Genomic DNA, 22,988 nt, shown 5'->3' on the forward strand with positions numbered 1-22,988 from the left:
CCATAAAAAAACCCCCGTAAAAGTTAGATTGGTGTCTAACTTTTACGGGGCAGTTCATTTTTAAAGGGATGCTTTTTGCTTAACTTTTTGATTCTTTGTTTTCATGGCCTTTAGGTGAGCGTGTATAATCCTGAGGAGCCAGTGCTTTATTGCGCTCAGTATAGCCTTTGGGTGATAAGCGGAAGACGGATTTTTTAATGGTAGCCCAATTTAAATCTGTCGCAAGATTCATGTAGGAATAGCCATAAATTCGAATATTACATACATAGAGGAGTGTGAAATATAAAGAAACGAAGAAGCCGAACAATCCGAAAAAGGCACTTGCAAGGATAAAGGCAACACGTAAGATGCTGACAGAGGTAACAAGCGATTGATTAACCAATGTAAAAGAAGCGATCGTCGAAATCGCGATGACAACAATCATTTCAGGGCTCGTTACACCTGCACGAATGGCTGCATCCCCAATGATTAATCCACCTACAACACTAATTGTACCTCCGATTACGGAAGGTAGACGCAAGCCCGCTTCTCGAAACAATTCAAACATTAAAAGCATAAGCAGCATTTCAAGGGAAGAGGGGAGAGGTAACCCCGATTTTGCTTGTACAACTGTCGCGAGTAGTTGTAATGGTAATTGATTTTGATGATAGGTCGTTAAGGAAAGCCAAAATGCAGGCAGTAGTAAACCGATTAAAATCCCAAATATTCTTAATAAGCGTTCAAGTGAACTAAAGATTATAGGGTATTCATTATCCTCGGCTGATTTAAGTAGTAAAAACAAATTAACAGGCGTGATAACAGCGTAGGCGACGCCATCTACAAAAATAACAAATCGTCCTCTTGCTAATGCTTGAACTGCATAATCGGCTCTTCCTGTATAATCAAACTTCGGAAAAAGCTTAGAATTTTTATTTACCCGTTCCATCAATAAATCGCCACTAAAAACAATATCCGTATCAACGGCTGCAAGCTGCTTTTTAATGCCATGTAAAATGTCCATATCTACAATGTCATCAAAATATAGAATGGCTACCGTTGTCTTTGAACGTTTTCCTAGCTCCATTTTTTCTACGCAAAAGGAATTGGTCGGTAATCGTTTTCGGATAAGTGCGATATTGACGCGTATATCTTCGATAAAATTATCCCTTGGCCCTTTTACAAGAACCTCCATGCGTGTTTCTTCAGGTTTACGATTAGGCTTTTTTGCGATATTGCTAGCATAGACAAGATTGTCTTTGTGAAAATAAAGCAATAAAAACCCACTATATACAAATGTAAGGAGCTGTTCCTTGTCTTCTATTTTTTGCAAACTTGGAATATGAAGATGTCTTTCAATATTCTCTTCGAATGGAACATCATCCAAATGATCATAAAGATACTGAATACGTTGAATGATCACCTCATTAAGCATTTGTTGATCAATCATGGCATCACAAGTTATAAAGTGTACTTTCTCCTGATTAAAGGTAAATTCCTGATATTGAATATCCGCTGATTTTTGAAACAATTTCTTAATTGTACGCAGATCTAGCGCTTGCTCTTGCTGAGGCATTATGCTTCACCACTTTTCATGTCTTGTTTATCAGTTTTCCCCTTTTTAGAAGATTTATCCGACAAGAAAGCTACGATAACGAAAAATATGGACAGCGCAAAGAAAAAAATAAATGTAAAGGTTAAAATATAATTTCCTTTCACCTTTAAAAATAAGCTTTCATTTAACATAATTAATGGTAAACAAAGGATGAAGAAGGGAGGTGCCAGCATTTGCCATATACGCTTTTTATCTCCTGTCATTTTCAATAAATCAGCTACGATGTACAAAAGGAAACTTACACGTATAAAAGTTCCGGTTAACCATTGGTAAATAGAGAAGAAGTCAAGATGTTCAATATAGCGCCCAATCGTCACTAAACCCCATTCTTCATAGGCAGGATAGCGTTGTTTAGCGGCTTCACTTGGACCAAACTCCGTTATGGCACCAATTAATGGACCTAAAGTTAAACCAACTAGGATCGCTAGCATAATAGCAAAGTGATACCAGCGAATTTGCTCTTTATACTGATGCTGTAAAAATAACAATATTAACAGCTCAATAAACCCTGATGCTGGGAATATCATACCTCGAAACACGGGCTGTAATCCATGTTCAAAGAAGGGTCGTAATAATTCATAATCTTTTACTTGTATATTGGTAAAGGCAACAAAAAAGCCAAGAACGACAACCCCAAATAATACAAAGACATTTAAGATGACGATCGTCTGTAGACTAGTGGTCACCAGTAGTATACAAAGAAAAATATAGATAACTAATAATATGATAACAGGCGTTTGAGGTAAAAATGTCGTATTGACCCATTGTAAGGTTTCAACCATTGTAAAAGCCGTCATAATCATTAAAAAAATAATAATCGCATAAATAATAATGGTAGAGCCGATTTTTCCGATTTTTTCGTTTAACCAGTCTCGGATGGATTTTTGTTTAGTTTTCTTGTGAATATACACAACAAGAAATAGCCAAAAGAACATGATACCTCCAGCAAACAATACGGATAGCCAGCCATCTCTTTTGGCCATATCTAAAAGAGGAGGAAGAATGGTTACATGGTTTTTCAAGCCAATAACTGTCATTGATAGGAAGATGACATGTAAAATACTGATTGATCCTACACCTTTCATGATGAAAACCCTCTAACATTGATTGATACATATTAGCTTAGACAAAAAAAGTCAGCTTTATAAGCAAAAAATGGTATGTCTACATGAAAAAACGAGGTATTTGATGAGTCAATCGTCAAATACCTCGTCGTATGGTAAGTTAGCTACATTAATGAATATATTTCATGCTAACAAGATCTTCTTGTAGGACATCTGTTGGAATTTCAAATTCTACAACACCCATGTAACCTGGAGCTACTTCATATTTATCGAAGGAAATCACCAGCTTCCCTTGATCTGAAATATAAAATGACTGATCTGGTTTGATTGTTGTAAATTCCTCCATTAAATCTTCGTCGGCAAGACCAGCGCCTTTCACCCAATACACTTTTTCTTGATTAGATTCTGCAATTTGTGCACGCATTTGCTCTTTGATATTTTCACTAATCGTCTTAATATATTGTTGATCTTTAAAGAGCATCGGTAGTGTAATTAAAATTTCATTTTCTTTATCAATTGTATCGTATTCCATCACCGTAGAAGACGAGGCCACTGTATTCACAACATAACGACCAATCGATAATATTTGCTCATTATCTGTTTTTATTTCAAAGCCACTATCAACGCCTAAATGACCTCCACCATTGGCCTTTAAATCACCAACTTCTGCGATGAACTGATCGTAGAGGGCCTTTCCCTCTGCACGATATTTTTCATTTAATGTATTCGCAAGGTCTTGATTATCTAAATTTTCAATGGATGGAACCTTAATATTGGCATCATAGTTATCTTCTGTCACTTCATATTCTGTCCATGTTAATACTTTGACAACACTACCGACAACGGGAATTTCAGAGAGTGTTTTGGCCATTGCCGGACTAACATTTAAGCTAGCAGTAAATAGCATAGCTGCAGCAGCTGAACCAAGTAACCATTGTGGTGTACGGTTTTTTTTCTTTTTTCTGCCTTGCTTCAGTGCCTTTTCAACGACAAAGTCTAGCTCCTTTGGAATAGGAACCTCTATATATTGTTTTTCTAAATCTCGTAATTTTTTATCCATGTGCAGTTTCTCCCTTCACATCTTCTAATTGTATTTTCAATAGTTTTAATGCTTTATAAAGACGCGATTTGGCTGTACTCAACTTGATATCGAGGATGTTCGCCACGTCAGCGAGCTTTAAATCCTCGAAATAGTGAAGAATGACAACCTCACGATACATTTGTGGGAGCTCATCTAATGCATGCTCCAAGTCGACATTTTCATAAACGTCCTCTTGGGCAGGAGTTAAATATTGCAGTGTATCATCATCTGTAACCTGTAAGCGTTTATGCTTACGTAAAAAATCAATGGCTGTACGGACAACTATTTTGTAAAACCAGCTTTTCATATAGGTCACATTTTCAAGTCGATCTAATGACAGCATGGCTTTTTGAATACTGTCCTGTACAACATCTAGTGCGTCCTGTTCATTTTTTGTATAGCTATACGCGAGCAAATAAAATCGCTCTTTTTGTTCACGAATGAATTGGACAAACACCTCTTCATGTTGAAATGCATTTCTTGTTTTCATGTCCAAAGAAGCTCCTTTTTTAACATTGTCAAATTGTATACATGTACTAGACGTGCGAAGTGTGGGAAAAAGTTAATAGCATTAAAAAAAACTTACCCCAATATGAGATAAGTTTTATCCTTCTATAGTTGTGGCATACGTTATGCATAACAGAGTGTTATGAAAAATAGTCATATGTATTTTTCAAGAGTAATAGAATAGTCACAACGATAAATAGTTTACGAACATAACCACTGCCGCGTTTAATGGCAAATTTAGATCCAACAATGGCGCCTGCAATTTGAGCAAGCCCCATTGGTAAACCATAGGCATAATTTATTTGTCCTAAGTATATAAACATAAGAAGGGCGGCTATATTGCTGCCAAAATTTAGAAATTTAGCATTTCCTGCCGATTGTAAAAAATCAAACCCAACCATTAGAAAAGCAAATAATAAAAATGAGCCTGTCCCAGGACCTAAAAAGCCATCATAAAAGCCAATAAGCGTGATGACGATAACAAAAATCATATAGCGTTTGGGTGTTAACTTTTTATAGGTAGTCATACTTCCCCAGTCTTTTTTGAAGATAGTATAGATGGCTACTGCTGCGAGCATGAACAACATGAGTGGCTTAAGTACACTCGGATCCATTAAGTGGACAATCCAAGCACCAAGCATGGAGCCGAAAAAGACAAAAGGGAATAATTTATACACGGCTTTTATATCTAGTTTACCAGAACGATAAAATGTCACGGTACTAGTAAGTGACCCCATCGTACCTGCTAATTTATTGGTTGCTACTGCAGCAGAGGGGGGAAGGCCAACAAAAAGGAGGGCTGGCAAAGAAATAAGTCCGCCACCACCAACAACAGAATCAATAAATGCTGCTAAGAAACCGAATAGGAGTAGGATGATTAAAATATTTATGTCTAAATCAAAAGGCACAACAAGGTCCTCTCTTTTCTATTGTAATAATCTGATAGTAGCGAACTGAAGATGGGCTGTAAATACTCTATTAGTATTTTAGAGTAGGGAAGCTTAAAATGACTAGATAGTAAAATGATATAATCTCTACATTATTCAAATAATTTCTACTTAAAGTCGTTATTTTGATGTATTATGTAGATGATGGTGTTTTTACTTAAAGGGGACGTGATGACATGAGTTTAGGCAATCATATACGCGTTTTTCTCTGTGTTGTGTTTATGGGGGTTCTTGTAGGATATGTCTTTAATGCAAAAAAAGATATAACAGATCATGACTATATTGATCTCGTAAAAGAAGGCTATTTGGAGAATTTTTCAGATGTGACAGTGCGAAATGCGTTTAATTATGCGTTTTTTGAACCATATTGGCGTTATTATCAGGCAAAGACTGGAGAACATGTTGTTGAATTATCAGGGGATATAACGTTTCAAGATGAAAAAGGACATGCGATTTTACAATTTGTCGTTAACGAAGAAACCCAGCAATTTTCTCTTCAAGCGATGAAATTTAATGACGTGGTATTCAATCAGCAACAAAAACAAAAGCTAGTGAGCTTGGTCTATCGAACATGGGAAAATAAACAACTAGCTTATGAGTAAGGTTTTTTATTTTGTAAATCATCCAAACTGTATTACAGTAAAAGAGGGAGCTAAGAGACAGAGAGGATGTTTTAAATGAGATTAAGTATTTTAGATCAAATGCCTATACCTAAGGGTCATTCGGCAGAGGAAGCCTTCCAACGTACAGAACAACTGGCACTGCAAGGTGAAGAACTTGGCTATCATCGTATGTGGCTAGCTGAACACCATAATAGTCAGTCACTAGCAAGTTCAGCTCCCGAAGTGACCGCTGCTTTTTTAGCTGCGAAAACAAAACGACTTCGCATTGGTACTGGTGGCGTCATGATGATGCATTATTCACCATATAAGCTTGCAGAGGTATTCAAGACATTATCTGGCCTAGCACCAAATCGTATTGACTTCGGTGTAGGGAGAGCCCCTGGTGGCGATCATGCTGCTATTTATGCTTTAGCAGAGGGAAGAAGACAACGCTTCACAGAACAGTACGACAAACTCGACATTATTTTAAAGTTAATGAATAACCAGAAAACAGGTGAACATGTTTATGATCAAGTTGTTGCAGCCCCAGCACAAATTTCTTTACCTGAAGCTTGGTTACTAGGTTCGAGTGGGCAAAGTGCTATGCAGGCTGGTCAACTGGGGGTAGGGTATTCTTATGCCCAATTCTTTACCGGTAATATGTCGAAGGATATTTTTGATGCCTATAAAGCCTATTTTACGCCTTCTTATTATATGGAAAAACCACAAATTATCGTCACATATGCAGCAACTGTTGCACCGACATTAGAAGAAGCGGAATATTTGGCTAAACCAATTGATATTTCTCGTCTTCAACTGATGAAGGGCCAAATTATTCAAACGATGTCACCAGAAGAAGCAAAGGATTATCCACTAACTGAGATGGATAAAATAACGATTGCTAATAATCGTAAAGCGAACCTTGTTGGTACACCAAAGGACATTGCTGCATTTTTAATTGCTGAGCAAGAACACTATGGGTTTGATGAAGTAATGCTAAATTGTAATCAATATGAATTAGACAGTCGTTTAAATACTTATAGATTCCTGGCAGAGGAATTACTATAGAAAAATATACCATCTTTATAATGTTTTAATTAAGATGAAGCTAATTATTAAATCACCTCTTGTTTTTTTTAGAGGTGATTTTTTATTGAAAATTTGAGTAGAATTGTCATGTTGAAAGAAAAAGAAAAACCCGGAAATCATTTTCCGGGTCTGATTACCACTTACTATTTTTGCTCCATGACACACTGCCTCGCTTCCGTATAGATTCTTAAGAATATCCTAAGAAAACTGTACTTTAGCTTTATTCAGCTTTGATGGTCCTTCAGAGTAATCGATCAATCGCACTCATCGGGTTAACCCTCCTAGTCATCGGATTTGAAGTGAAATCTTTATTAGTATAGATCAACTATTATTTTTTATACGTCTTCAATAAATAAAAAATTTAAAATCTTATTTATCTTTTTTGCATTTTATTGATCGTAGTTATTTGAATAATTAAAGACAGCAGCCTATTTTATAAAATGGGTGCGGTTTTAATTATTGGGATTTTATTTCTAGTCATGTGGTTGACTTGAAATGTGCATAAAGCTATATTTACAAATGATGAATTAGACAGCAGAATATGGGAATAAGGTCTAAAGGAAATTAAGAAGAGAAATGGGGAATTTAAATGGGATGGTTGCTCCTGCTTGCTGTTTTTAGTGGGTTAATTTTATTTATAATTAAAAAGCGCGCATTTACATTTGGTTTATCTCCACAAGCTTTAGAGATTCGACCAATTAAAGGATTAAAAAAGCTAAGTGATCACCTGGAACAATCCCTTAGTAAAAATTTTATGGCGAACGTAGAAGAGCGGGTAAGGCAAAAGAATAGGTTAAAAGAAAATGAGTATGAGTGGAGACTCCTTGATTTAAAACGTTATTTTATCTTGACATCTCTTTTTAAAGAGTCACCTATGTTTAGTGAGAAAGTCGATGAGCTGTGGCATCAGATGCTCATGTTTACCCGGGAGTATGACGAATTTTCAAAGAAGTATCTAGGGACAACATTGCATCATAGTCCCAATGTAAATATAGTGCCAGATCCAGATTTACGAGGATTTTTTGATTGGGTGTATGCGGAGCTTTTTTTCATTAGAAATGAGAACATCCATCTTTATAAAGGATTTTTCAGAAATCCTGTACAGCCGGCAATTATTGATGAATTTAAAAATCTACCAGAAAATGAACTAATAGAACTCTATTTTAAAAAAGATACCAACTATATGTCTACTGTTCTCTCTCTTATTTCTTCCATGAAGAAAACAGCTAATAGAGTAAAAGACTATGAGAAAAACGTCATACAGGAAATGCTGAGAAAAGGAAAAACACAGCAAAATTATAACGCCATGCTCATTCCTTTCTTATCTGTTTCTTATTTTCATTATGATGAATTTCAAAGTTACATGAAAATTAGTAGCAATAGCTCATCAAGTTGTACAAGTTGCGGATCAGCTAGCTCCTGTAGTTCTTGCACGTCCGCTAGTTCTTGCTCTAGCTGTGGTGGGGGCGGAGATTAATGTAAAGAACCAATGTAGATAAAAAGAACTCCATTTTGTTTTTTCAAAATGGAGTTTCTCTATTAATATTCCTTTTAAACTCGAGCAGAGCCACTAACAAATGATTGATCTTGATAATACATATTTTTTACAAGAACATTAGGGCCTAAGCATTTTACTGCTGGACAATGGCAGTTAAGCGATTTTGCTAAATCTGTTGCCATCCATTTATCAAAAATAGCGGTTAGCTCATCCTGTACAATATTGCCAAGAGCCGGTGTATCACCAAAATCTGTGACAATGACATCACCAGTGAAGATATTGACATTTAAACGTGAACGTCCATCTGGGTCATTACGCAAAGTGACGTTCTTCGCTGTTCGTAGACGTTGCAGCAATTTTTGATCCTCTTCATTCATACTGCATGGGTAGAATGGCAGTGTGCCAAATAGCATCCATGTATTTTCATCACGAATATCCAGTAAATGATGAATGGCTTCCCGCGTTTCTTCTAGTGATAAAGAAGTAAGTGCACTTGCAAAGTCTGATGGGTACATGGGATGTACCTCGTGGCGTGCACATTTCATCTCATTGATGATTTGGTTATGGATATGTTCTAAATATGGTAAAGTTTTTTTGTTTAACATTGTTTCCGCAGATACCATTACACCATGTTCTGCAAGCATTTTAGAGTTATCAATCATGCGTTGGAACAAAGCTGCTCGCTGTTCATAAGTCGGTTTTCGCTCCATCATGGCAAAGCCTGTTTCGACAAATTCATCGATTGTACCCCAGTTATGTGAGATATGTAGTACATCTAAATACGGTGCAATCAGTAAATAACGTTCAGGCTCTAATGTTAAGTTGGAATTGATTTGTGTGCGTACGCCTCGCTCATGCGCATATTTCAATAAAGGCAATACATAGTTTTGAACGGACTTCTTAGACATCATCGGTTCTCCACCAGTAATCGAGATTGTCTTAAGGTGTGGAATTTCATCTAGGCGCTTTAAAATTAATTCGATTGGTAATGCCTCTGGGTCTTTATTCTGTAATGTATAACCTACTGCACAGTGAGCACAACGCATATTACAAAGTGTTGTTGTTGTAAATTCAATATTTGATAGTGTCATTTGTCCATGCTGTTCCACATCTAAATAAGCTTCCCATGGATCAAAGACAGGCGTAATTTTTTGTAAGGTCGTCATCTTTCGTACATCTTCCTTTCTAGCATTCTATTGTCTCATATTCATCGATAATTTCAAATATGAAATTACAGAACGGGCTATTTTAGGACTAGATGAACATTTTTTTACCCAATTAAGGAAAATCACCTCTGTTTCACATATTTAGAAACAAGAAATGTAAAACGTATACATATCCTAATATTCTGGAAAATATTCATTAAAGGACATTTTGCTGTTATTTTTCTAAAAAAACGTTATCATGAATAGAGGAATTAGTCACAATGCATCAAAGAAAGTGGGAACGGACATGACGAAATATGAAATACTATTGTTTGACGTGGACGATACGTTACTAGATTTTGATCTAGCTGAAAATGCAGCACTTGACCGCATGTTTAAAGAGGAAAACATAGCAGTTACTCAAGAGATGATTGCGCGATATAAAGAAATTAATGAGTCCATGTGGCGTGCGTTTGAGCGTGGGGAAATAACAAAAAATACATTACATAATACGCGATTTGCTGTTGCCTTAAAGGAATTTGGTATAGAAGTCGATGGAGCCTACTTTGAAACACTTTTCCAAAAATATTTGTGTGAGGCCCACCATTATGTAGAAGGTGCCTATGAGGTGATTGCCCAGCTTGCCGACCACTATCATTTATATGTGGTGTCAAATGGTGTCACGGCTACACAAAATAAACGACTTATGGATGCTAAGCTAGCGCCACATTTTAAAGACATTTTTATTTCGGAGCAAACAGGCTATCAAAAACCTATGCCAGCATTTTTCGATTACGTTTTTGAACGGATTGATGATTTTGATAAAGATAAAACGCTGATTATTGGAGACTCGTTGACATCCGATATAAAGGGTGGTTTACAATCAGGTATCGACACATGCTGGTTTAATATCCGTAATATCGAAAACACAAGTGAAATTAAGCCACATTATGAAATTAACAAATTACACGACCTACATGAATTATTGAATAAACAGCTAGTTTAGTATTCGGTTTTAGAAATAAACGTATAAAGCAATAACATTAAATAAAATATCAATGGTACAGTAGTAATTAGGAAATGAAAATCCTGAAAAATTTACACGCATAACATTGTAAAAAAACAATCGTATGCGTGTATTTTTCTCTCTAATCACAAAGTGTAAATCTGTATTCAGCACTCTTTTTATACCACATTTCATATAAATGACATTTTTACTGAGTTAGAAAAAGTCCAATTTTTCTTTAAAAGAGAAATTGGACTTAGTTATTATTGTCGAGATGTAGTTGTTTGAATAGTAAATTTTGAGACATTTTCCTGCATTTTATTAGCTAACTTATCTAATTCTTCACTGGAATGGGCAATTTCATAAAGGGAGTTTGTTTGATTCTGTAGATAGGCGGCAGCTTCTTCTGTACCAGCTGCATTTTCTTCAGATATGGCAGATAAGTGTTGTAGAATATCTATTACTCCATTTTTCTTGTCATCCATATTATTGCCTATTTTATATAAATCCTCAATAACCGTTTGTATTTTTTCAATAGAAACTGCCACATCTTCAAATTTGCCATTTGTAGTTGCAACACTTTTAGCTTGCGAAGTGACAAGGTTGCTCATTTCTTGCATTGTTTGAACGGCATGTCCAGTTTTTTCTGTTAAATCTCCTATAACTGTGGCAATTTCCTTAGTAAATTGATTGGATTGTTCAGCCAACTTTCGTATTTCGTCCGCAACAACAGCAAACCCTTTTCCTGCTTCGCCGGCCCTCGATGCTTCAATAGCCGCATTTAAGGCTAGTAGATTCGTTTGTTCTGAAATTGTTCTGATCATCTGGCTTGCATTTTGAATTTTCCCAGAACTTTCGTTAGTCGTGAGAACGATAGCATAAATTTCTTTTGCTGCAATATTATTTTCTTCTGTTTTAGCAACAAGCTCTTCTAATATGAGTAAGCTTTCATCTTTAGCATTGCTTACTTCATCGACAAATAGAGTCAACTGTTGTAAATAATTCTGATTATTTTCGATTAATTCTCCGAGCTCGCCAATATTTGCAGTCCCAAATTCAGTATCTTTTGCTTGTTCCACAGCACCCTTAGCGATGTCTTCAACTGCAGATGATAAATCCTTTGACGACGCTAAAGAAATACTTGTAGCATCTTTAAGTTCTTCTGATGATGTAGTAACCTTATTCGAAGTAAGACTGATTTCAGTAAGCAAATCAACAAAATTATTCTGCATCTCGTTTAATGCATATGTAAGTTTGCCTATTTCGTCATTTCTTCTTACATACTTTGGATCGATTAACTCAGTAAATTCTCCTTTTCCCATTTCATGGCATTTATCAACTGCTAACAGCAAAGGTTTGAACATTTTATTTAAAATAATAATCATTAGGACGATGATGATGATACAACCAATACCAACTGTCATCAATTCTTTTATTAAAATTCCATTCGTTGCCTCAGTAATATCGCCCTCAAAAATACCTACATCCATAGAACCGTAAAGCGTATTATCTAGATAAATCGGTACCATTATATCGAACGTCCAATTTTTCTGCATATCCGCATAAAATCTACTCGTCATCGTTTTCCCGTTTTTTGCTCCATCTACAGAGTAGGGGTCATCTTCATAATTTTTACCTATTTTCTCTTGATCACTATGAGCTATTGCCGTAACGTTTTTATCGATGATAACTGCATAGGCTATTCCATTTTGTTTTACTTTGTTTTCAACAAAATTTTGCAATTCCACTGTAGGATTAGAGGTCGAATCTAGAATATTCTCCGCTTGACGGGCAATTTCATTGACCTGTTGAATACTCTTTTCCAATAGGGCATCTGAAACATTTTCTTCCACTATTTTAATATTCAAATAGGAACTAATGCTAATGATTGAAATAAACAGCAAAAGTGATATTCCGATAATACGATTTTTTAAGCTTCCTTTTCTGACTTTAGAATTTTTCCAGTGTTGACTCATAGATGTTACCCCCTTCTTTTTAATTATTTCTACGTTTCAATCTATTATAGTTCTATAGTTGCATTTATTCAATCCTTTTTAAGGAAAAAGTATTACTTAGGAGCTTTTTTTCATTTAGTAGTATGCCAAATGTTGTGTTTTGTTAGGTCTCATTTTAAACACTACAAAAAATCATTAGGACAAGGAGGTGTTTTTAGTTATAGACAAAGGTATAAAAAATAAGGGAAAAGGCAAAACCTTTTATGAGACTAGTTTCCATGAAAGGGGAAATCTTCGATGAATATGGTTCTAACTGCTAATAAACGTCAAAAAGGGCGTCATTCTTCCTTAACTGAGCTTCGACTAAATGGGGCTATTCCTGGTGTAGTTTACGGTTTTCAAATGGAGCCGACAGCCATTACGTTAGATGCTAGAGCTTTTGCGAAAATATTAGCTGCTCATGGTACGAAAAGTGTATTTCAACTCGATGTGGAAGGACAACGCATCAATGCTGTTCTAACAGAAGTGCAGCGGTGTGCCTTAAAAGGTAATGTGAAACATGTTGATTTCAAGTCGATCAATATGTCGCAGGAGCTAGAAGTGGATATTCCAGTAACCGTGATCGGTGATGCTGTAGGAGTTGCAGAAGGAGGCTTCCTGCTTCAGCCTAATCGTGAGGTTCGCATTAAAGTGAAGCCAACTGAAATTCCAGAAACTATTGAAATAGATGCCACGAATGTTGCGATTGGAACTTCCCTTTATGTGGGAGATATACGCCAACAGTTTCCTTTTGAAATTTTACATGAGGATGACTATACACTGGTGACCATCACACCACCAGCTGCTGAAAATGTGCAGGAAGATGATACAGTCGACGATACACCTGAAGTGATTGAAGCAACAGGGCAAAATACGGATGAACCAAGAGGATAGAGCAAAGAGGAGCCATCTTACACTAAGTAAGTGGCTCCTTGCCGTTTATTGACTAAACTGCTGTATCGATTTTCGATATCGATAATACAGGGTGATGTAAATACTACAAGTTGCTAAAAATAGCCATGGGGGGATAAAGCGCATGATAGCAAAGGGTGTTTCAAATAAAAATGCAAATAGGAAAGCAAACCCTTCTTTTTCCCATAAACCAGGCGTAAAATACGCATTTTTTATACTGAACAAGGAGGAGAAACTATCATTAGCATCAAAAATCATTAAGAAAATAAATGAGAGTATTGCCCAGTTGCTTGCATGTTTCATTAACCGTTTATACTTCGCAATGTGGGAATCATGATCTGAAAATAAATCATCATGGCCATCTTTACTTTTTACCCAATAATAGGTGCCATCATATGATTTCACTTTTAATAAGCGCCATCCAAAATCCTCATGTAATTGCATATAGGTAACTTGCTTTTCTCCGCGAAGGTCCTGCTGACAATCGATTCGAATAACTTGTTCAAAATCTTTTGTTTGTTGAAATGTATATAAACCAGCAGAGTTTATGTTGGAGCATACCCAACCCTTGGTTAACATTTCATTTAACCATCGCTCTTCCTTTTCAATATCAAAAAAGACTTTAAACTTTATCATGTTTGTCTGCTCCCTCATATAAAGATAAAATCCGCTGCAATCTTTGTTGCTCTGCAGCTAATATGTCTAGACCCTCTTCTGTTGTTTGATAAACCTTACGTCTTGTATCCTGAGTTTCAACTTGCGCAATCCAATGATACTTCAATAAATTTTCAATAGCGCCGTACATAGTACCAGCTGCAATTCTTACACTACCAGCACTCATTTCCTCGATTTTTTGCATCATTGCATAGCCATGTAACGGTTCTCGTAAGGCAAGTAAAATATAATGCATCGTTTCGGATAAAGGTAATAATTTATGTTTTTTCATATTTTCACCTCAATATATACAGTCGAACTATATAGTCTGATTATATATAGTTCAACTGTATATTGCAACTGTATAAAAAAAGACAATGCCTTTTTGCATTGTCTTGTAAGCTTATATGACAGCGCTCTTAACGCCAGTCCATCTCATAAATAATTTTTCGTTATATGATAGGGCAAATTGTACGATGGGTCCAAGTCCAAACGCCATAAACACTGTACCGATGCCAATCGGACCGCCAAGAAGGAAGCCTATAATGGCGACTGTTACTTCCATCGTCGTACGAGAACGAGTGACGCTCCAGCCAAGTTTATGAACCATCATCAGCATTAAGGTATCACGAGGCCCAATGCCTAAATTCGCCACCATATACATGCCACAGCCCCAACCTAGTAAAACTAATCCTGTTAGGTAAGAAACAAGTTGCATCCAAAAACCATCGATATCAGGAAGCCAATAATTAAAAATATCAATAAAAATGCCGGCTAAAAACATATCGATAAATGTTCCTGGTAATGGAAATTTTTTTGTGATCAGCATATCAAACGCTAAAATAGCAAGTCCCAAAATAATGGACCATGTACCGATTGTTAACCCCAACGTTTTTGTTAAGCCAATATGTAGGACATCCCAAGAGCCGACGCCAAAAAGTTGCCCTTTAATTGTTAGTGTGATGCCAAAAGATAGCACGATAATGCCTGTTATGAAAAACAAACAGCGCGTAAAAAAAGCTTGTTTCATTTTTTAACCCTCATTCATCCGTAAATTCCTGTTGTCCATCCAATTATTATAGCAATAGATTTTCGATATGCCCGAAGATTGTCATTTCACATTTTTCAAAAAAAGGCGGTTTAGCTTTTTTATGAGAGGGCAAAATAAAGATGTAGATGAAAGGATGGGATGAAATGACATCTGTACGCGATGAAATTCTAGAAGTATTGAATCGAGAAAAGATTGGAACGATGGCTACTGTTGAAAATGGCAAACCATACTCCCGCTACATGACGTTCCAGCATGAGGACTTTGTGTTATATACGGCGACGAATAAGCATTCTGAGAAAATGGAAGAGCTTCGTAAAAATCCATATACCCATATTTTATACGGCTATGAAAATGGTGGCTTTGGGGATACGTATGTTGAAATAGAGGGCAAGCTTACGGAGGTACAGGAAGAAGGCTTAAAAAATAAACTAGCAGAAATTTTTACTAGTATTTTTGTTGGCAATCAGGACGAAATGGTGACATTAAAAATTGAGCCTATTCGTATGCGTTTGATGAATAAAAAAGGGCAACCCCCTAAAGAGCTAGAGTTTTCAAACGACCATTAATCAATGGTCGTTTTTTACTGACTTCATGATAAATAGTTGCAATCACGGGCATTTTTTTGGCATGATAGTTCTTAAAAGAAAAAGGAGTATAGGCGATGTCGACAAAATTACAGCAGTTAACGCAAAATATCTTATCATCACAAGGAAAAGTAGAGGCAGATTTTATCCTGAGAAATGCACAAGTTGCGGATGTTTTTTCGTTAACGTGGAAAAAAGCAGATATTGTTGTGAAAAATGGCATGATTGTAGCAATTGATCGTAATCATACATTTCATGCAAAAGAAGAAGAGGATGCTGCAGGAAGCTATGTCATTCCTGGATTAATTGATGGTCATATACATATTGAATCTTCTATGTTAACACCAGGGGAGTTTAGTCGGGTGCTCATTCCTCATGGTATTACAACGGTCATTACAGACCCACATGAAATTGCCAATGTCGCAGGGGCAGAGGGCATTCAATTTATGCTCGATGATGCCCAAAAGGCGGATATGGATATTTTTGTGATGCTGCCATCTAGTGTGCCAGGTACCCAGTTTGAAAATGCAGGTGCAACACTAACAGCAGAAGATTTAGAGGCGTTCTTGACACATCAACAAGTTCGCGGCTTAGCAGAGGTGATGGATTTTCCAGCCGTGTTAAATGGGGAACAGGGCATGCTACAGAAAATTGTATTAACACAGCAAGCCAATCTCGTTATAGATGGTCATTGTGCTGGCTTACAGAGCACACAAATTACAGGCTATCGTGCTGCGGGTATTCAGACAGATCATGAATGTGTGACTGCACAGGAGGCCATCGACCGTGTGGAGCAGGGCATGTATGTCCTTATTCGTGAAGGCTCAGCGGCGAAAAACTTACGTGATTTATTGCCAGCAGTTCAACCACACAATGCTCGTCGTTTTGGTTTTTGTACGGATGACAAATATGTAGACGAGTTAATGGATGAAGGAAGCATCAACTATGATGTGGCTATGGCAATAGCAGAAGGGATGTCACCATTACAAGCGATCCAGCTGGCAACTGTTAATACAGCAGAGTGCTATCGTTTATTTGATCGCGGGGTACTTGCACCAGGCTATAAGGCTGATTTTGTGCTTGTGGAGGATCTAACGAGTATGCAGGCCAAAGCAGTTTGGAAAAATGGTCGGAAAGTGGCTGAACATGGAGCAATGTTGACAAGTCGTCAAGAGCCAGTTGTTCCTGCTCATATCCATCAATCTGTCCATTTACCAACTGTTACAAAGGATATGCTCCAGCTGTCATTCACAAAGGGAACGAAGGCAAATGTCATGGAAATTGTGCCAAATCAGCTGATTACCAATCATTTAGTGATCGATGTGCCTGTCAAGGAGGGCGTTTTTGTACCTTCTGTAGAGCAAGACCTACTGAAATTAGCTGTCATAGAACGTCACCATCATTTGCATACGACAGGCTTAGGGATTGTTAAGGGATTCGGTTTACAAAAAGGGGCAGTAGCGACTACAGTAGCACATGATTCACATAACGCCCTTGTCGTCGGTACAAATGATGATGATATGGTTCTGGCACTTTCGCGTATTCAGGAAATCCAAGGAGGCTTTGTAATTGTAGCGGATGGCAAGATATTAGCAGAAATGCCGTTAACAATTGGTGGCTTAATGACAGATGTACCAGCACAGCAAGCTAAAGAACAGCTAGCTAGCTTGCACAGTGCCCTGCAGACCCTCAACCCAACATTAGATTTTCATTTTCTACTGACATTTTCATTTGTTGCATTACCAGTCATTCCTGCATTAAAGCTAACAGATACAGGATTATTTGATGTGACAACTTTCCAGCATATTTCTATAGAAGCTTAGACGAGAAAACGACCTAATTGCAGCGAGCGATTAGGTCGTTTGTTATTTTTTATTAGATAAATGTGTTTTGATACTCCTCTTTATTTTAGGTAGTTAAACAACGAGTCTTCTATAAGAGAAAAATCTGTTTACATCGTGCAATTTGCGACAAAAGAACACGAGAGAGACTATATCTTTAGAGTCTCTGGTATTCCGGTAGAGAAACAGAGTTAAATATTGAAGAAATTCATAATGACTTCATTTACAAAAAGTATTTAAGATAGAAAAATATCCACCTTACCTCATTGAAAAAGGTTCATTTGATTACACACTTATTTTCAAAAGAGTGAATCAAATGAACCTTTTTAGGTATCCTAATGATTATCTTTACTCGACGAGTCATTGTAAACGATATCTTGTAGCACATTTTTTAGTTGCAAAAATTGCTGCTCTGAGATATTGGATTGCTTCATTACTTGACGTGAAACTTCAGGTAGCTGACAACGAACGTTACTTCCTTCTTTCGTTAAAAATATTTTCATTAGTCGTTCGTCATCCTTGGAACGTTCACGACAAATATAGCCTTTTCCCTCTAATTTTTTTAGTAAAGGTGTTAATGTTCCTGAATCTAAAAATAAGCGTTGTCCCAATTCTTTTACAGTTATTTGTTCGTTTTCTTCTAAAGCTAATAAGGTGATGTAACCTGTATAGGTTAGATCATATGGCTTTAATAATAATGTATATTGACGAATGATTTCTTTTGATGTGGCATACAAAAGAAAGCACAATTGATTATCTAAATGATTAGGCATAAAAATCCCCTCTTAAAAGTTCTTCTTCTACCACTAATATTAAAAATAAAGTTCTTACTTGTCAAATACAATTAAATTGTGTACAATTCAATTTGTAATAATTAGATTGTGTACAATTTAATTGATCAATTTAAAATAAGGGGTTTTGATTATGAAAGAATTATACTCAACTACAATGATTAATACTGGTGGGCGTAGTGGCACATCATATGCAGAGGATCAATCACTATCTTTAAAAATTGCGCCACCTGGCTCAAAATTAGATAATGTTACAAATCCAGAGCAATTATTCGCTGCTGGTTATAGTGCTTGCTTTAATAGCGCATTAGCTTTAATTAAACGCCAAAAGAAAATTGACAATTCATCCACAATAAAAGTGACAGTACGATTAATGGAGCAAGCTTCATTTGATTATATTCTAGCTGTGGACATCGAAGGTCATATTGAAGGCTTAGCACTGGAAGAAGCACAAGAATTATTGGAGTTAACACATACAGTATGTCCTTATTCAAAGGCAACAATGGGAAATATCAATGTCACAATTAAAGCAATTTAACTATTTGAAAAAGAGGGAAATGACATGTCAGAAACTACACCATTAAAACAAATTATGCAAGAACGAAAATCGGTACGTAAATACAATCCAACAGCGAAAATATCTCGAGAAACGATTATGCAACTAATAGAAGATGCTACTTCTGCCCCTTCATCGAGCAACATGCAGCCATGGCGATTTATCGTTATTGATGATAAGGAAATTCAAAAAAATATTAATTTCTTTTCATTTAATCAAGAGCAGATAGAAACAGCCTCTGCCATTATTGCGGTTATTGGTGATATTAAAATGTATTTAAATGCTGAGGAAATCTATGCAAAAAATGTAGAGTTAGGCTATATGCCAGAGGAAATAGCGAATAGGCTGGCAAAAGATGCATTAGCGATGTATGGTGCAGCACCGACAAGCACATTAGAAAACATAGTGCATTTTGATGCTGGCTTAGTGTCTATGCAAATTATGTTATTAGCGAAGGAAATGGGATATGATACCGTTCCAATGGGTGGATTTGATAAAGCGAAATTTGCTGAATACATGGAATTACCAGAAAATGAAATTCCTATATTATTATTAGCAATTGGTGAAGCAGCAGCACCAGCATATGGTTCTTCTCGTCTTCCAATAGACCGCATCGTCAGATTTAATAAATAATTGAAAAGCAATGTCCCAAATAGGGACATTGCTTTTTTAGTGTAATTGTGTCTAAAGTTTTCAAATTATACAAGGGAACATTCCTAAATATAACCATTTTATATTGATATTTTTACATAATATGTTACTTTGAGATAGGTAATATTGTACCAAATGAGGAAAATATTATTAGATAATCAATGTAGTACTATAGGAGGGCATATTATGAATAAGAGTTTTAAAATGAATCAAGTGTTAATTGGGATTAGTACATTGGCACTTTCGTTAGGAGGGTTGCAAGCGGAAGTATCAGCAGCAGAAAAAACGCCTTATCATGTATTACAAATGAAACCTGCTGGTATAGAAACGCCGAAAGATGACATTGCACATACCACACAAACTGATGCAACATTATCATTTGAAAAACGGCTTGAAATAGAAAGTTTATCGCAACAGCAGGGTCAAACTTTAGAACGTGCTAACTCGCAGTATTTGCAAGAAAAGTATTCGATGGCAGAGCTTAATAGAATGAGTGATAGTGAGCTCATGAATACCTTGGGCACTATTCAGTGGTATCAAATTACAGATTTATTCGAATACAGTGAGGAAACAAAAGTTTTTTATCAAAATGAAGAACGCATGCAAGTTATTATTAATGAATTGGGAAAAAGAGGGGGTTCTTTTACGAAAGAGGATTCAAAAGGTATTGAAACATTTGTAGAACTATTGCGTTCGGCTTTTTATGTTGGATTTTATAATAACGAACTAGCTTATTTAAATGATCGCAGTTTCCATGATAAGTGTTTACCAGCATTAAAAGAAATAGCTAACAATCCAAACTTTAAACTTGGTACAGCTGAGCAAGACAAAGTAATATCTGCCTATGGGAAACTTATAGGGAATGCTTCTAGTGACGCGGACACAATTCAATATGCTGCGAACATTTTAAAACAGTATAACGACAATCTTTCTACATATGAAGGCGAGTATTCAAAAGGACAAGCTATATACGATTTAATGCATGGGATTGATTTTGATTTGCAGTCGTATTTGCATGATGCTCGTAAAGAAGCTAATACAACAATGTGGTATGGACAGATAGATAGCTTCATAAATGAGGTTAATAAAATAGCACTATTACATAATGTAACAAAAAGCAATAGTTGGTTAATCACTAATGGTATTTATTATGCAGGGCGTTTAGGTGTATTTCACAGTAACCCTAATAAAGGTTTAGAAATTGTTACAGAAGCAATGCATATGTATCCATATTTAAGTGATGCTTATTTTGTAGCTGTAGAGCAAATAGCTACAAATTACCATGGAAAGGATTACGGTGGAAATCCAGTAGATTTGCAGAAAGTACGTGAAGAAGGAAAGAAGCAGTATCTACCGAAAACATATACGTTTGATGATGGATCAATTGTATTTAAAACAGGAGATCAAGTAACAGATGACAAAGTTCAACGATTATACTGGGCTGCAAAAGAAGTAAAAGCACAATATCATCGTGTAATTGGCAATGATAAAGCATTAGAACCAGGAAATGCTGATGAGATACTAACAGTTGTAATTTATAACTCCCCAGATGAATATCTTTTAAACCGTCAATTGTATGGATATGAAACCAATAATGGTGGAATTTATATTGAAGAGAATGGAACATTTTTTACTTATGAACGTACGGCACAGCAAAGCATTTATAGTTTAGAAGAGTTGTTCCGCCATGAATTTACACATTATTTACAGGCTAGGTACGAGGTTCCAGGTTTATTCGGGATTGGAGATATGTATCAAAATGAACGACTAACATGGTTCCAAGAAGGAAATGCAGAATTCTTTGCGGGATCAACGCGTACAAATGATATTGTTCCACGTAAGAGTATTATTAGTGGATTATCAGATGATCCATCACAACGCTACACAGCAGAACAAACAATGTTTGCAAAATATGGATCATGGGATTTTTATAATTATTCATACGCACTCCAGTCTTATATGTACCATCATCAATTTGATACATTGGATAAGATTCAAGATTTAATTCGTGCAAATGATGTGAAAAATTATGATGCGTATCGTGAGACTTTAAGTAAAGATCCACTGCTAAATTTAGAATACCAAGCCTATATGCAGAATTTGATTGATAATCAAGAAAAATATGAGGTACCACAAGTATCAGAAGATTATTTAGTACAACATCAACCGAAAGCTTTAAAAGAAGTAGAGCAAGAAATCGTGGATATTGCTAACATCAAAGATGTTAAAATGACAAAACATCAGTCGCACTTTTTCAATACATTTACACTTGAAGGTACGTTTGTAGGGGGTAATACAAAGGGTGAATATCATGATTGGAAAACGATGAGTAAACAAGTGAACCAAGTACTTGATCAATTGTCGGAAAAAGAGTGGAGCGGCTTTAAAACAATGACAGCATATTTTGTGAACTACCGTGTGAATGCAGCAAACCAGTTTGAATATGATATTGTTTTCCACGGCGTTGCGACGGATGAAGGAGATAATCAAGGCCCGTTTGTTAAAATAAATGGCCCTTATACTGGCATCAAAAATGAAAAAATTGAGTTTAAAAGCGATGGTTCAAAAGATAATGATGGAGAAATAGTTTCCTATCTTTGGGATTTTGGCGATGGAGATACAAGTGATGAAGCAAACCCTACTCATCTATACGAAAAAGAAGGAACATACAATGTGACATTAACCGTGAAAAATGATAAAGAAATAGAAAGTAAAGCTTATACAATTGTCACTGTAAGGAAGGGAACAGAAACAGAGAATAATCATCCCGAAGAAGCGACAATCATTCCATTTAATAAGCCCCTAAAAGGTAGCTTGATTGATCATGATACTGATGTGTATCAGTTTGACGTAACGTCTTCAGAAGAAATAGATATTGCAGTCTTAAATGAAAATCAAATTGGCATGACGTGGGTGCTTTATCATGAGTCTGATATGCAAAATTATGTATCTTTTGGACAGGAAGATGGAAATAGTATAAATGGTAAACTTAAAGCTGAACCTGGAAAGTATTATTTATATATTTATAAATTTGCTAATGAAAATGGGACATATACAGTTAATGTCCAAAATGAAGCACAAACAGAAACAGAGATAGAACCAAACAATCGTCCGGAGGAAGCGACAATCATTCCATTTAATAAGCCCCTAAAAGGGAGCTTAATGGATGATGATAATACAGATGTATACCAATTTGATGTGACATCACCAAAAGAGATAGATATTTCTGTCCTAAATGAAAATCAAATTGGCATGACATGGGTGCTTCACCATGAGTCAGATATGCAAAATTTCGCATCATTTGGACAGGAAGATGAAAATAATATAAAAGGTAAATTTAATGCAGTACCAGGAAAGTATTATTTATATATTTATAAATATAATAATGAAAACGGGACATATACGGTTCATATCCAATAATTAT

At 36.0% G+C, this 22,988-nt stretch carries 21 protein-coding genes; 10 read left to right on the top strand and 11 right to left on the bottom strand.

The window, feature by feature from the left end:
* Positions 1–79 precede the first annotated feature (79 nt).
* The 5 genes from ABC382_RS01810 to ABC382_RS01830 form a co-directional block, all read right to left on the bottom strand.
* On the bottom strand, positions 80–1,552 hold the full coding sequence (locus ABC382_RS01810; protein WP_274793487.1) for a spore germination protein: 1,473 nt from the start codon (positions 1,550–1,552) through the stop codon (positions 80–82).
* A complete protein-coding gene (locus ABC382_RS01815; protein WP_312506532.1) occupies positions 1,552–2,676 on the bottom strand; it encodes an endospore germination permease in 1,125 nt (374 codons plus the stop codon). The genes ABC382_RS01810 and ABC382_RS01815 overlap by 1 nt, the downstream gene beginning before the upstream one ends.
* Positions 2,677–2,824: 148 nt before the next feature.
* Positions 2,825–3,715: an anti-sigma-V factor RsiV gene (rsiV, locus tag ABC382_RS01820; RefSeq protein WP_274793485.1), complete on the bottom strand. Its 891-nt coding sequence runs from the start codon at positions 3,713–3,715 to the stop codon at positions 2,825–2,827.
* Positions 3,708–4,226 carry an RNA polymerase sigma factor SigV gene (gene sigV / locus ABC382_RS01825; RefSeq protein ID WP_155594023.1) on the bottom strand — a complete coding sequence of 173 codons (519 nt, stop codon included), beginning with the start codon at positions 4,224–4,226 and terminating at the stop codon, positions 3,708–3,710. The genes rsiV and sigV overlap by 8 nt, the downstream gene beginning before the upstream one ends.
* Positions 4,227–4,383: 157 nt before the next feature.
* Positions 4,384–5,151 carry a sulfite exporter TauE/SafE family protein gene (locus ABC382_RS01830; RefSeq protein WP_322606637.1) on the bottom strand — a complete coding sequence of 256 codons (768 nt, stop codon included), beginning with the start codon at positions 5,149–5,151 and terminating at the stop codon, positions 4,384–4,386.
* Positions 5,152–5,366: 215 nt separating this feature from the next.
* Here ABC382_RS01830 and ABC382_RS01835 point away from each other — a divergent pair, with 215 nt between their 5' ends.
* From ABC382_RS01835 to ABC382_RS01845, 3 genes are all read left to right on the top strand, one after another.
* Positions 5,367–5,792 carry a hypothetical protein gene (locus tag ABC382_RS01835; RefSeq protein ID WP_274793483.1) on the top strand — a complete coding sequence of 142 codons (426 nt, stop codon included), beginning with the start codon at positions 5,367–5,369 and terminating at the stop codon, positions 5,790–5,792.
* Positions 5,793–5,867: 75 nt separating this feature from the next.
* Positions 5,868–6,860, top strand: coding sequence for an LLM class flavin-dependent oxidoreductase (locus ABC382_RS01840; protein WP_274793482.1), 993 nt, complete (start codon positions 5,868–5,870; stop codon positions 6,858–6,860).
* Positions 6,861–7,470: 610 nt separating this feature from the next.
* Entirely contained in the window at positions 7,471–8,358 is an 888-nt protein-coding gene (locus tag ABC382_RS01845; protein WP_322610600.1) for a glycine-rich domain-containing protein, read from the top strand.
* 74 nt (positions 8,359–8,432) lie between these two features.
* Here ABC382_RS01845 and yfkAB read toward each other — a convergent pair whose 3' ends face one another.
* Entirely contained in the window at positions 8,433–9,545 is a 1,113-nt protein-coding gene (gene yfkAB, locus ABC382_RS01850; protein WP_322610601.1) for a radical SAM/CxCxxxxC motif protein YfkAB, read from the bottom strand.
* A gap of 286 nt (positions 9,546–9,831) precedes the next feature.
* Here yfkAB and ABC382_RS01855 point away from each other — a divergent pair, with 286 nt between their 5' ends.
* On the top strand, positions 9,832–10,530 hold the full coding sequence (locus tag ABC382_RS01855) for a YjjG family noncanonical pyrimidine nucleotidase (RefSeq protein ID WP_322610602.1): 699 nt from the start codon (positions 9,832–9,834) through the stop codon (positions 10,528–10,530).
* 263 nt (positions 10,531–10,793) lie between these two features.
* Here the strand turns inward: ABC382_RS01855 and ABC382_RS01860 are convergent, their stop codons facing one another.
* Positions 10,794–12,506, bottom strand: coding sequence for a methyl-accepting chemotaxis protein (locus ABC382_RS01860; protein WP_274793473.1), 1,713 nt, complete (start codon positions 12,504–12,506; stop codon positions 10,794–10,796).
* A gap of 276 nt (positions 12,507–12,782) precedes the next feature.
* Here ABC382_RS01860 and ABC382_RS01865 point away from each other — a divergent pair, with 276 nt between their 5' ends.
* Positions 12,783–13,418 (top strand): 50S ribosomal protein L25/general stress protein Ctc, encoded by a 636-nt coding sequence (locus ABC382_RS01865; protein ID WP_312506521.1) that lies wholly within the window; start codon positions 12,783–12,785, stop codon positions 13,416–13,418.
* 45 nt (positions 13,419–13,463) lie between these two features.
* Here the strand turns inward: ABC382_RS01865 and ABC382_RS01870 are convergent, their stop codons facing one another.
* From ABC382_RS01870 to ABC382_RS01880, 3 genes are all read right to left on the bottom strand, one after another.
* Positions 13,464–14,072 carry a DUF2812 domain-containing protein gene (locus tag ABC382_RS01870; RefSeq protein WP_322610603.1) on the bottom strand — a complete coding sequence of 203 codons (609 nt, stop codon included), beginning with the start codon at positions 14,070–14,072 and terminating at the stop codon, positions 13,464–13,466.
* Positions 14,059–14,382 (bottom strand): PadR family transcriptional regulator, encoded by a 324-nt coding sequence (locus tag ABC382_RS01875; RefSeq protein ID WP_412926541.1) that lies wholly within the window; start codon positions 14,380–14,382, stop codon positions 14,059–14,061. Before ABC382_RS01875 ends, ABC382_RS01870 begins: the two co-directional genes overlap by 14 nt.
* A 111-nt stretch (positions 14,383–14,493) precedes the next feature.
* Positions 14,494–15,120, bottom strand: a complete 627-nt coding sequence (locus ABC382_RS01880) for a YczE/YyaS/YitT family protein (protein ID WP_274793470.1) — start codon at positions 15,118–15,120, stop codon at positions 14,494–14,496.
* Positions 15,121–15,284: 164 nt separating this feature from the next.
* On the opposite strand from ABC382_RS01880, the gene ABC382_RS01885 reads away from it, so the two are divergent.
* Together ABC382_RS01885 and ade are read left to right on the top strand one after the other, a co-directional pair.
* Positions 15,285–15,707, top strand: a complete 423-nt coding sequence (locus ABC382_RS01885; protein WP_322610605.1) for a pyridoxamine 5'-phosphate oxidase family protein — start codon at positions 15,285–15,287, stop codon at positions 15,705–15,707.
* A 95-nt stretch (positions 15,708–15,802) separates the two neighbouring features.
* The gene (gene ade, locus ABC382_RS01890) at positions 15,803–17,548 is read left to right on the top strand and encodes an adenine deaminase (protein ID WP_322610606.1); all 1,746 of its coding nucleotides are present in this window, start codon (positions 15,803–15,805) and stop codon (positions 17,546–17,548) included.
* Positions 17,549–17,901: 353 nt separating this feature from the next.
* On the opposite strand, the gene ABC382_RS01895 is transcribed toward ade, so the two are convergent.
* A complete protein-coding gene (locus tag ABC382_RS01895) occupies positions 17,902–18,339 on the bottom strand; it encodes a MarR family winged helix-turn-helix transcriptional regulator (protein WP_274793467.1) in 438 nt (145 codons plus the stop codon).
* A 151-nt stretch (positions 18,340–18,490) separates the two neighbouring features.
* Here ABC382_RS01895 and ABC382_RS01900 point away from each other — a divergent pair, with 151 nt between their 5' ends.
* The 3 genes from ABC382_RS01900 to ABC382_RS01910 all read left to right on the top strand — a co-directional run bounded on the left by ABC382_RS01900 (position 18,491) and on the right by ABC382_RS01910 (position 22,984).
* Positions 18,491–18,895 carry an Ohr family peroxiredoxin gene (locus ABC382_RS01900; protein ID WP_274793466.1) on the top strand — a complete coding sequence of 135 codons (405 nt, stop codon included), beginning with the start codon at positions 18,491–18,493 and terminating at the stop codon, positions 18,893–18,895.
* Positions 18,896–18,919: 24 nt separating this feature from the next.
* Positions 18,920–19,546 carry a nitroreductase family protein gene (locus ABC382_RS01905; protein WP_322610607.1) on the top strand — a complete coding sequence of 209 codons (627 nt, stop codon included), beginning with the start codon at positions 18,920–18,922 and terminating at the stop codon, positions 19,544–19,546.
* Positions 19,547–19,750: 204 nt separating this feature from the next.
* Complete coding sequence (locus tag ABC382_RS01910; RefSeq protein ID WP_322610608.1) at positions 19,751–22,984, top strand: collagenase; 3,234 nt, start codon at positions 19,751–19,753, stop codon at positions 22,982–22,984.
* Positions 22,985–22,988 lie beyond the last annotated feature (4 nt).

Source organism: Lysinibacillus phoenicis (assembly GCF_047238325.1).
GTDB classification, from domain to species: domain Bacteria; phylum Bacillota; class Bacilli; order Bacillales_A; family Planococcaceae; genus Lysinibacillus; species Lysinibacillus irui.

Coding starts and splice junctions, on each gene's coding strand:
- ABC382_RS01810 (WP_274793487.1), bottom strand. CDS start 1,552: ATGCCTCAGCAAGAGCAAGCGCTAGATCTGCGTACAATTAAGAAATTG.
- ABC382_RS01815 (WP_312506532.1), bottom strand. CDS start 2,676: ATGAAAGGTGTAGGATCAATCAGTATTTTACATGTCATCTTCCTATCA.
- rsiV (WP_274793485.1), bottom strand. CDS start 3,715: ATGGATAAAAAATTACGAGATTTAGAAAAACAATATATAGAGGTTCCT.
- sigV (WP_155594023.1), bottom strand. CDS start 4,226: ATGAAAACAAGAAATGCATTTCAACATGAAGAGGTGTTTGTCCAATTC.
- ABC382_RS01835 (WP_274793483.1), top strand. CDS start 5,367: ATGAGTTTAGGCAATCATATACGCGTTTTTCTCTGTGTTGTGTTTATG.
- ABC382_RS01840 (WP_274793482.1), top strand. CDS start 5,868: ATGAGATTAAGTATTTTAGATCAAATGCCTATACCTAAGGGTCATTCG.
- ABC382_RS01845 (WP_322610600.1), top strand. CDS start 7,471: ATGGGATGGTTGCTCCTGCTTGCTGTTTTTAGTGGGTTAATTTTATTT.
- yfkAB (WP_322610601.1), bottom strand. CDS start 9,545: ATGACGACCTTACAAAAAATTACGCCTGTCTTTGATCCATGGGAAGCT.
- ABC382_RS01855 (WP_322610602.1), top strand. CDS start 9,832: ATGACGAAATATGAAATACTATTGTTTGACGTGGACGATACGTTACTA.
- ABC382_RS01860 (WP_274793473.1), bottom strand. CDS start 12,506: ATGAGTCAACACTGGAAAAATTCTAAAGTCAGAAAAGGAAGCTTAAAA.
- ABC382_RS01865 (WP_312506521.1), top strand. CDS start 12,783: ATGAATATGGTTCTAACTGCTAATAAACGTCAAAAAGGGCGTCATTCT.
- ABC382_RS01870 (WP_322610603.1), bottom strand. CDS start 14,072: ATGATAAAGTTTAAAGTCTTTTTTGATATTGAAAAGGAAGAGCGATGG.
- ABC382_RS01875 (WP_412926541.1), bottom strand. CDS start 14,382: ATGAAAAAACATAAATTATTACCTTTATCCGAAACGATGCATTATATT.
- ABC382_RS01880 (WP_274793470.1), bottom strand. CDS start 15,120: ATGAAACAAGCTTTTTTTACGCGCTGTTTGTTTTTCATAACAGGCATT.
- ABC382_RS01885 (WP_322610605.1), top strand. CDS start 15,285: ATGACATCTGTACGCGATGAAATTCTAGAAGTATTGAATCGAGAAAAG.
- ade (WP_322610606.1), top strand. CDS start 15,803: ATGTCGACAAAATTACAGCAGTTAACGCAAAATATCTTATCATCACAA.
- ABC382_RS01895 (WP_274793467.1), bottom strand. CDS start 18,339: ATGCCTAATCATTTAGATAATCAATTGTGCTTTCTTTTGTATGCCACA.
- ABC382_RS01900 (WP_274793466.1), top strand. CDS start 18,491: ATGAAAGAATTATACTCAACTACAATGATTAATACTGGTGGGCGTAGT.
- ABC382_RS01905 (WP_322610607.1), top strand. CDS start 18,920: ATGTCAGAAACTACACCATTAAAACAAATTATGCAAGAACGAAAATCG.
- ABC382_RS01910 (WP_322610608.1), top strand. CDS start 19,751: ATGAATAAGAGTTTTAAAATGAATCAAGTGTTAATTGGGATTAGTACA.